Source organism: Pseudonocardia sp. McavD-2-B, assembly GCF_024124365.1.
GTDB lineage: Bacteria > Actinomycetota > Actinomycetes > Mycobacteriales > Pseudonocardiaceae > Pseudonocardia > Pseudonocardia alni.
In genome coordinates, this window is the sequence record NZ_JAMXSG010000243.1 from 1 (window position 1) to 9,209 (window position 9,209).

Annotated in this window: 8 protein-coding genes and 1 tRNA gene; 7 read left to right on the forward strand and 2 right to left on the reverse strand. The window is 73.4% G+C overall.

The genetic code is table 11. The annotated features are described in order from the left end of the window. On the reverse strand, positions 1–649 hold a 649-nt coding region (locus tag NH602_RS24150), incomplete at its 3' end, for an IclR family transcriptional regulator (RefSeq protein WP_253068978.1). 51 nt (positions 650–700) lie between these two features. Here NH602_RS24150 and NH602_RS24155 point away from each other — a divergent pair. Beyond that, positions 701–1,327: a uridine kinase gene (locus NH602_RS24155; protein ID WP_253068979.1), complete on the forward strand. Its 627-nt coding sequence runs from the start codon at positions 701–703 to the stop codon at positions 1,325–1,327. A 139-nt stretch (positions 1,328–1,466) separates the two neighbouring features. Here the strand turns inward: NH602_RS24155 and NH602_RS24160 are convergent. Then, positions 1,467–1,552 (reverse strand) — tRNA-Leu (locus tag NH602_RS24160). Between the two features lie 263 nt (positions 1,553–1,815). Here NH602_RS24160 and NH602_RS24165 point away from each other — a divergent pair. The 6 genes from NH602_RS24165 to NH602_RS24190 all read left to right on the forward strand — a co-directional run. Next, positions 1,816–3,141, forward strand: coding sequence for a DUF3662 and FHA domain-containing protein (locus NH602_RS24165; RefSeq protein WP_246352692.1), 1,326 nt, complete (start codon positions 1,816–1,818; stop codon positions 3,139–3,141). A 112-nt stretch (positions 3,142–3,253) separates the two neighbouring features. Continuing rightward, entirely contained in the window at positions 3,254–3,727 is a 474-nt protein-coding gene (locus tag NH602_RS24170; RefSeq protein WP_073573739.1) for an FHA domain-containing protein, read from the forward strand. Between the two features lie 134 nt (positions 3,728–3,861). Further along, on the forward strand, positions 3,862–5,202 hold the full coding sequence (locus NH602_RS24175; protein WP_073573738.1) for a PP2C family serine/threonine-protein phosphatase: 1,341 nt from the start codon (positions 3,862–3,864) through the stop codon (positions 5,200–5,202). Next, positions 5,202–6,689, forward strand: coding sequence for an FtsW/RodA/SpoVE family cell cycle protein (locus tag NH602_RS24180; protein ID WP_179761470.1), 1,488 nt, complete (start codon positions 5,202–5,204; stop codon positions 6,687–6,689). The genes NH602_RS24175 and NH602_RS24180 overlap by 1 nt, the downstream gene beginning before the upstream one ends. Then, entirely contained in the window at positions 6,686–8,155 is a 1,470-nt protein-coding gene (locus NH602_RS24185; RefSeq protein WP_073573737.1) for a penicillin-binding protein 2, read from the forward strand. The genes NH602_RS24180 and NH602_RS24185 overlap by 4 nt, the downstream gene beginning before the upstream one ends. A gap of 40 nt (positions 8,156–8,195) precedes the next feature. Next, the coding region (locus tag NH602_RS24190) for a serine/threonine-protein kinase (RefSeq protein ID WP_308292876.1) at positions 8,196–9,209 on the forward strand (1,014 nt) is incomplete at its 3' end.

The following is a 9,209-nucleotide window of genomic DNA, read 5'->3' on the forward strand; positions in this document are numbered from 1 at the left end:
CGCCGCCGCCCGGGTGCGGCACCGCGACCGCGAGCCCGGCCCGGCCGCGGGCGTGCTCCTCCACCTCCACCGCGACCCCCGCCGAGCGGACCCGCAGCAGGTCGCGGTCGAGCAGCCGCCGGTCGGTGAGGGTGTGCGGGGTCAGCGGCGCGAGCGGCCCGTGCCCGACGCCGAGGACGTCGGCCAGCCGTCCGGCGTCGAGCCCGGCGAGCAGTGCCTTGCCCGGCGCGGTCGCGTGCGCGGGCAGCGGCTCCCCGGTCACCGCGCCCGGCCCCGGGTGCGCCGCACAGGTCTCGGTGTGGGCGACGACGACGTCGTCGGACCGCAGCACGGCCAGCACCACCGCCGCGCGGGCCGTGGTGTGCAGCTCGGCGAGCACCTCCCGGGCCGGGGCGGGCGGCACGATCGGGTCGGTCATCCCCCGGTACAGCCCGACGACGCGGTAGCCCAGCCCGTACCCGCGCTCGGCGTGCAGCCGGACCAGGTAGCCCTCCTCGACGAGCGTCCCCAGCAACCGGTACGCCGTCGGCAACGGCAGCTCCAGGCGGCGGGCGAGGGCCTTGGCGCTGACCCCGTCACCCGCCTCGGCGACCGCCTCGAGGACCCGCAGCGCTCGGCGCAGCACCGCTCCCGCGCCGTCGCCGACCATCCGCCTAGTGTCGCTGCGGGACCGAGGGCACGCCAGGACCGGGAGGACGACATGGCAGGGGCGTTCCGGCCCGTCGACCGGGCGGGGCTCGCGGCACACCTGGCGGAACGCGCCCGGGAGCCGTCGGGGCGGGTGCGCGTGCTCGTCGACGGCGCCCCGCCCGCGGCCCCGCTGGAGCTGGCCCGGGCGGTCGCGGAGCGGCTGCGCTCCGGCGGCCGACCGGCCCTGGCGGTGGACGCCGACGACTTCCTGCGACCGGCGTCGGTCCGCCTGGAGCTCGGCCGCACCGACCCGGACATGTTCCTCGACGGCTGGCTCGACGAGCCCGCGCTGCGCCGCGAGGTCCTCGCCCCGATGGGTCCCGGCGGCAGCGGCCTGGTGCTGCCCCGGCTGCGCGACACGGTGCGCGACCGTGCCTACCGCGACCAGCCGGTGCCGCTCGGGCCGGACGGGGTGGTGCTGCTCGCCGGCGGACGGCTGCTGGGCCGGGGCCTGGCCGCCGAGCTGACCGTGCACCTGCGCGTCGGCGGGGCCGCGCTGCGCCGCATGCTGCCCCCCAACGACGCCTGGACCGCCGCCGCGTACGCCCGCTACGAGAGCGAGGGCGACCCCGGTTCGTTCGCCGATGTGCTCGTGATGGCCGACCATCCCGACCGCCCGGCGCTGCGGGACGCCTGATCGGCGCACGGCGTCCGGGCACGGAGCGTGGCCGGAGCCCGGGAAAACGAAAAGCGAGACCGGATCGGGTTACACCCGGAACCGATCTCGCGATGGCGGTGGTGACCGCCGGAGGGGGAGAATCCCCGATGAGGGGGGATGGTGGGCGAGGAGGGAGTTGAACCCTCACGTCCTTTCGGACACACGGACCTGAACCGTGCGCGTCTGCCATTCCGCCACTCGCCCGAGCGACACGAGAAAGTTAGCACCCCGCTCGGCAGCCGTTCGCAGGGGGGTCCCCTGCCCGTCGATCACCAGCTGGAGGGGCTCGTGGCGGGTGGGGCACCGGGATGCGCCGCGGCTCCGGGCCGGGTAGATCGGAGGGGAGCACGTCGGTGGCACTGCGGGGCCGGTCGCCCGCTCGTGCCGGGCCCCGCCGTGCCCGGCGGATAACACAGATACGATCGGTCGCACATCACCGACACGCCGATGCGGATGGAGGAGATCTTTTGGGCCGCGTGGACCGCTTCGAGCGCCGACTTCAGGGGTTCGTGGGCGATGCCTTCGCGCGGGTCTTCGGGGGCAGTGTCGTCCCACAGGAAGTCGCACAGGCACTGCTGAGGGAAGCCGAGGACAACGTCGAGCAGCTCGCCGGAGGTCGCCAGCTGGCGCCCAACCGGTACACCGTTCTGCTCAGCCCCAGCGATCTCGACCGCATGGCGGGCGACGAGGACGGGGTCGTCCGATCCCTCTCGTCGCACGTGGCGAAGGAACTCACCGACCAGGGCTGGGACACCTACGGTGAGGTCGTAGTCTTTCTGGAGCGCTCCGAGGCGCTGCACACGGGACAATTCCGCACCCGCTCCGCTGTCGACCCCGACGCTTCCCGTCGGGCCGCCAACCGAGCACGCACCGCAGGAGAAGCACCCATGAGCCAGCAACCGGGCCACCCCGAGGAGAACGGGCAGTACGGATACGACCGGGGCGCACCCGGCGGGTACGGCCAGCAGACCTACGCGCCTCAGGGGTACGACCAGGAGCAGCAGGGCGGCTACGGCCAGCAGCAGGGCGGGTACGACCAGTACGGGCAGCAGCAGGGCGGCTACGGCCAGCCCGGCTACGACCAGTACGGCCAGCCCCAGCAGGGCTACGGCCAGCAGCCCGGGTACGACCAGCAGCAGCCCGGCTACGACCAGTACGGCCAGCAGCAGGGCTACGGTCAGCAGGGCTACGGCCAGCCCCCGCAGGGCGGCTACGACCAGTACGGCCAGCAGGGTTACGGCCCGCCGCAGCAGGGTGGCTACCCCCAGCAGGGCTACGAGCAGGGCTACGACGGCTACGGCCAGCCCCAGCAGGGTGGCTACGGCCAGCCCCAGGGCTACGCCCAGCCCGGCTATCCGCAGCAGGGTGGCTACGAGCAGGGCTACGACGGCGGCTACGGCCAGCCCCAGGGCTACGCCCAGCCGGGCTACCAGCAGGGCGGCTACGACCAGGGCTACGACGGCCAGGGGTACGGCGGCCAGGGCGGCTGGGGCGCTCCGGCGCAGCTGACCGCGATGCTGATCCTGGACGACGGGTCGAACCGCAACTACCAGCTGGCCGAGGGCACCCACGTCATCGGCCGCGGTCAGGACTCCCAGTTCCGGCTCCCGGACACCGGCGTGTCCCGCCGGCACCTGGAGGTCACCTGGGACGGCCAGGTCGCGACCCTGAACGACCTGGGCTCGACCAACGGCACCACGGTGAACAACTCCCCGGTGCAGTCCTGCCAGCTGACCGACGGCGACGTGATCCGCGTGGGTCACTCCAGCCTGGTGTTCCGCACCCAGGGCTGAGCCACACCCGCGGAGCGGAGTCCGCGCAGCGACAGCGGTGCGTCCCCGCCCGCCCGGTGATCCACCGGGCGGGCGGAGCGTGCAGGAACACGAGAAGGGCGAGTAGGACGACGTGCCGGAACTGGTACTGCAACTGACCCGGGGCGGCTTCCTCGCCCTCCTGTGGCTGTTCGTCCTGCTCGCACTCCAGGTGGTCCGCTCCGACCTCTACGCCGCGTCCGGTCTCCGGGCGGCCGCACCCGGCCGCGCGGGCGGGGGCCGGGCCGCCAGGGTCCGCGGCGGTGGCCGCGGCAAGGTGGCCCGCCAGCTGCTCGTCACCCAGGGTCCGCTGGCCGGCAGCCGTATCACCCTCGACTCCCGGCCGATCCTGATCGGCCGCGCCGACGACTCGACCCTCAAGCTCGACGACGACTACGCCTCCACCCGGCACGCACGCATCTCGCAGCAGGGTGACGACTGGTACGTCGAGGATCTCGGGTCGACGAACGGCACCTATCTGGAACGTAATAAGGTCACCGGGCCCACCCGGGTCCCGCTGGGGACACCGGTCCGCATCGGCAAGACGGTGATCGAGCTGCGATCGTGACGGACACGGACCGACCATGAGGTACCGACCGTGAGCCCGGCGCGACCGACCGCTCCCCCGGTGCCGCGGCCGTCCGACCGGTCCCGCGGCGCGGGATCCGCCCGACGTGCCCCGACCGAAGCCGGAGCCGCCCCGTGACACTGGTGCTGCGTTACTCGGCCCGCAGTGACCGCGGACTGGTCCGGCAGAACAACCAGGACGCCGTCTACGCGGGTCCCCGCCTGCTCGCCCTCGCCGACGGCATGGGCGGTCACGCCGCGGGCGAGGTCGCCTCGTCCCTGGTGATCTCCGCACTGGCCCCGCTCGACGACGACGTGCCCGGTGACGACCTGCTCGCCGAACTCCGCGAGGCGACCCACGACGGCAACGAGGCGATCTCCCGCCACGTCGCCGAGGCCCCCGACCTCGAGGGCATGGGGACCACCCTGACCGCGATCCTGTTCGCGGGCTCGCGCCTGGGCATGGTCCACGTCGGCGACTCGCGCTGCTACCTGCTGCGCGACGGCGAGCTCACCCAGATCACGAAGGACGACACGTTCGTCCAGTCGCTGATCGACGAGGGCCGGATCACCGAGGAGGAGGCGCACACGCACCCGCAGCGGTCGCTGCTGCTGCGCGCCATCACCGGGCAGGACGTCGACCCGTCGCTGTCGATCCGCGAGGCCCGCGCCGGGGACCGCTTCCTGCTGTGCTCCGACGGCCTGTCCGGCCCGGTCAGCGACGAGACACTGCACGACACGCTGACCGACTACGCCGACCCCCGCGAGTGCGCCGACCGCCTGATCGAGCTGGCGCTGCGCGGCGGCGGGCCGGACAACATCACCTGCATCGTGGCCGACGTGGTGGACGTCGACTACGCCGACGACGCCCCGATCATCGGGGGCTCCGCGGGCCGCAACCCGCGCGCCGGCGACGGCGACTACCGCCACGACGAGCGGACCCCGCACTCCTCGGCGCAGCGCGCGGCGGCCACCACGCTGCCCCGCACCGAGCCGGTACGGCTGGAGCCCGCCGCCGCGGAGGAGCCGCGCCGCCGGCGCGGCCTGCGCCCGGTGCTCGCCCTGCTGGGCGTGCTCGTGGTGCTCGTGGCGGGAGTGTTCGTCGCCCGGGCGCTGGTGCTGCAGCAGTACTACGTGGCCGTCGACCAGAACCAGGTCGCGATCTACCAGGGTGTGCGCGGCAACGTGCTCGGTGTCCCGTTGCAACGGGTGGCCGAGTCCACCGACATCGGCCTCGACGACCTGCCGCAGGCGGTCCGCAGCCAGGTCACCGACGGCATCGTCTCCGACGAGGGCGAGACCGGTGCCCGGGAGACCGTCGACCGGCTGCGGGAGCGCATGCTCCCGCTCTGCTCCACGCTGAACCCGCCGCAGCCGCCCGCGGTCGTCCAGGTGCCCGGCGCCCCGCCGGTGACGACGACCCCGCTGCCGACCGCGACCCCCGAGCCGGGCCGGAACTGCCGGCTCGACGGCTGATGGCCACGGGCAGCTCCGCTGCGGAGCCGACCACGCCCACCGGCCGCGGCATCGAGCTGTTGATGCTGGGCCTGGCCGCCGTACTCACGACCGGTGCGCTGGTGCTGGTGGAGGCGAACCAGGAGCAGTCGCTGACGACCGACCTGTTGTGGGTGGGTCTGGCGTATCTCGTGCTGTTCGCGGGTGCGCACGTGGCGGTGCGCTTCCTGGCGCCCTATGCCGACCCGCTGATCCTGCCGTCGGTCGCGCTGCTCAACGGCATCGGCCTGGTGATGATCCACCGGCTCGACCTGGCCAAGGCCGCCCGCGCGGAGGCCACCGGGAGCCCGGTGCCGAGCGGGCTGATCGGCGCCCAGGTCACCTGGACCGTCGCCGGCCTGGCGTTGTTCGCGCTCGTGCTGTTCTTCCTCCGGGATCACCGCACACTGGCCCGCTACGGCTACACCGCGGGCTTCGTCGGCCTGGTCTTCCTGGCGATCCCGGCGTTCCTGCCGTCGTCGATCTCCGAGGTCAACGGGGCCAAGCTCTGGATCCGCATCCCCGGTGGCCCCGGCATCCAGCCCGGCGAGTTCTCCAAGATCCTGCTGATCATCTTCTTCGCGGCCTACCTGGTCCAGAAGCGCAACCTGCTCTCCACCGCGGGCCGCCGCTTCCTGGGTATGGAGCTGCCCCGCGCCCGTGACCTGGCTCCGCTGCTCGTCGCCTGGGGGCTGTCGGTCGGCGTGCTCGTGCTCCAGCGCGACCTCGGCAGCTCGCTGCTGATCTTCGGCCTGGTCCTGGTCCTGCTCTACACCGCGACCGAACGCGTGTCGTGGATGGTGATCGGGCTGCTGGCGTTCTCCGGCGGTGCCGTCGTCGCCTACAACCTGTTCGACCACGTCCAGACCCGCGTGCGGATCTGGCTGGACCCGTTCGCCGACTTCAGCGGCGGCGGCTACCAGCTCGCGCAGGCGCTGTTCGGGCTCGGCACCGGCGGCGTCGGCGGGACCGGGCTGGGTGCCGGACGGCCGGACATGGTGCCCTTCGCCGAGTCCGACTTCATCTTCTCCTCGCTCGGCGAGGAGCTCGGGCTGATCGGGCTGGCCGCGATCCTGCTGGTCTACCTGGTGCTCATCACCCGTGGGCTGCGGTCGGCGCTGGCCGTGCGCGACTCCTACGGCAAGCTGCTCGCGACCGGGCTGTCGTTCTCGGTGGCGCTGCAGATCTTCGTCGTCATCGGCGGGGTGACGAAGCTGATCCCGCTGACCGGTCTGACGCTGCCGTTCCTGTCCTACGGCGGCTCGTCGCTGCTGGCGAACTACGTGCTGGTGGCGATCCTGCTGCGGATCTCGCACGTGGCCAGGGCACCGCTCCCCGTCCGGCCCGCCAAGCCGCGGGCGCCGATCGCCGAGGCCAGCACCGAGCTCGTCCAGCGTCCCGGGACGGGCCGCTCCGACACCCGTGACGACAACCACGCCGACACCGCCGCCCAGAGGAGCGAGACGTGAACCGCCCGGTCCGCCGCGTGGCACTCGCCGTGATGGTGATGATCGTGGTCCTGCTCGGCAACATCACCTACGTGCAGGTGGTCATGGCCGGCCAGTACCGGGACGACTCCCGCAACCAGCGCTCGCAGATCGACGAGTACTCGCGTCAGCGCGGCCAGATCGTCGCCGGCGGGCAGGTCCTCGCGCAGAGCGTCGAGAGCGACGGTCGGCTGCGGTTCGCCCGCCAGTACCCGCAGGGCGAGATGTTCGCGCCGGTCACCGGCTTCCTGTCGACCGTGTACGGCAAGACCGCACTCGAGCGGTCCACCGACGAGGTGCTCAATGGCACCGACGACCGGCTGTTCGTGCGCAGGCTGTCGGACCTCATCACCGGCCGGGACCCGGCGGGCGGCAACGTGGTGACCACCATCGACCCCGAGGTGCAGCGCGCCGCCTACGACGGGCTGGCCTCCCGCGGGTACACCGGCGCCGTCGTCGCGCTGGTGCCGCAGACCGGGGAGATCCTGGCGATGGCCTCGACGCCGTCGTTCGACCCGAACCCGCTGGCCTCGCCGGACCCGGCGCAGCAGCAGGAGGCGTGGAAGCGCTACGGCGCCGCCGACCCGGACCCGATGACCAACCGGGCGATCAACGAGATCGAGCCGCCCGGCTCGACGTTCAAGCTCGTCACCACCGCGGCCGCCCTGCAGAACGGCTACACCCCGGACAGCCAGCTCACGGCCGCCCGCAACATCCAGCTGGCCGACTCCACGACCACCCTGGAGAACTACAACGGCTCGGCCTGCGGCGGCGGGGCGACGGCGTCGCTGCGCGAGGCGCTGGCACGCTCCTGCAACACCGCGTTCGCCCAGCTCGGCGGCGAGCTCGGGCCGGACAAGCTCCGGGCCCAGGCCGAGGCGTTCGGCATCGGCCGCACCGACCTGCAGATCCCGATGCCGGTCACGGCGTCGCAGGTCGGCCCGATGTCCGACACCCCCTCGACCCAGCAGTCCGCGATCGGCCAGCGCGACGTCCGGCTGACCCCGATGCAGCTGGCGATGATCGGCGCCTCGATCGCCAACGGCGGCCAGACGATGGCCCCGCACCTGGTCAAGGAGATCCAGAGCCAGACCCTGGACGTCGTCGACACCACCGACCCGGACCGGATGTCGCGGTCGATGCCGGCCGACGTGGCCCGCACGATGACCGACCTGATGGTCGGCTCGGAGGAGCGGACCTCGGGCGGCGGAAAGATCACCGGCGTCCAGATCGCGTCGAAGACCGGTACCGCCGAGCACGGCACCGACCCGAAGAACACCCCGCCGCACGCCTGGTACGTGGCGTTCGCACCGGCCGACGACCCCAAGGTCGCGGTGGCGGTGCTCGTCGAGAACGGCGGCGACCGGGCGCTGGAGGCGACCGGTGGCTCGGTCGCGGCCCCGATCGGGCGGGCCGTGATCGCCGAGGCGCTGCGGGACGCCCAGTGAGCCCGCGGGACTCGGCCCGGCGCAGGTCCCCGGCGGCCCCGTGAGCGCCCTGTCGGCCGGACAGCTGATCTCCGAGCGCTACCAGCTGGACCGGCGGATCGCGGTCGGCGGGATGGGCGAGGTATGGGAGGCCTCGGACACCCGGCTCGGGCGCAGCGTCGCGGTGAAGGTCCTCAAGGCGGAGCTCTCCGACGACCCGGAGTTCCTGCACCGGTTCCGCATCGAGGCCCGCACCGTCGCCTCGCTCGACCACGCCGGGATCGCCGCCGTGCACGACTACGGCGAGGACGACAGCTCCACCGGCGGCGGGCGCACCGCTTACCTGGTGATGGAGCTCGTCCGGGGTGAGCCGCTGTCGTCGCGGATCGGGCGCGGGCCCATCCCCGCCGACGAGGCGCTCGACATCCTCGAGCAGGCGGGCCGGGCGCTGTTCGCCGCGCACGAGCGCGGGTTCGTCCACCGCGACGTCAAGCCCGGCAACATCCTGCTGCGTACCGACGGCGTCGTGAAGCTGACCGACTTCGGCATCGCCAAGGCCGCCGACGCCGTCCCGGTGACCCGGTCCGGGATGGTCATGGGCACCGCCCACTACATCGCTCCGGAGCAGGCCTCCGGCGAGGAGGCCGGGCCGTCGGGCGACGTCTACTCGCTCGGTATCGTCGGCTACGAGTGCCTGGCCGGGGTGCGGCCGTTCCGCGCCGAGAGCGCGGTCGCGGTCGCGATGATGCAGGTCCGCGACGACCCGCCGCCGCTGCCGGACGAGATCCCCGAGCGGGTGCGCGAGCTGGTCTTCTCGGTGCTGGTCAAGGACCCCGAGCAGCGCTACGCCGACGGCGCCGAGTTCGCCGACGCCGTCGCCGCGGTCCGGCGCGGGCACCGGCCACCGCCGCCCGGCATCCCCGCCCCCGGCGGGTACGCACCCGACTTCCGCGGCGACGACGGCACCGGCTCGCGACACGCCCTGCAGGGGACCGGGCAGGGGACCGGCGACGACGGCCCGTCGGCGGGCGGTAGCGACACCGCCGACCGTGGCCCGCGCACCGGTGCCCCCGGC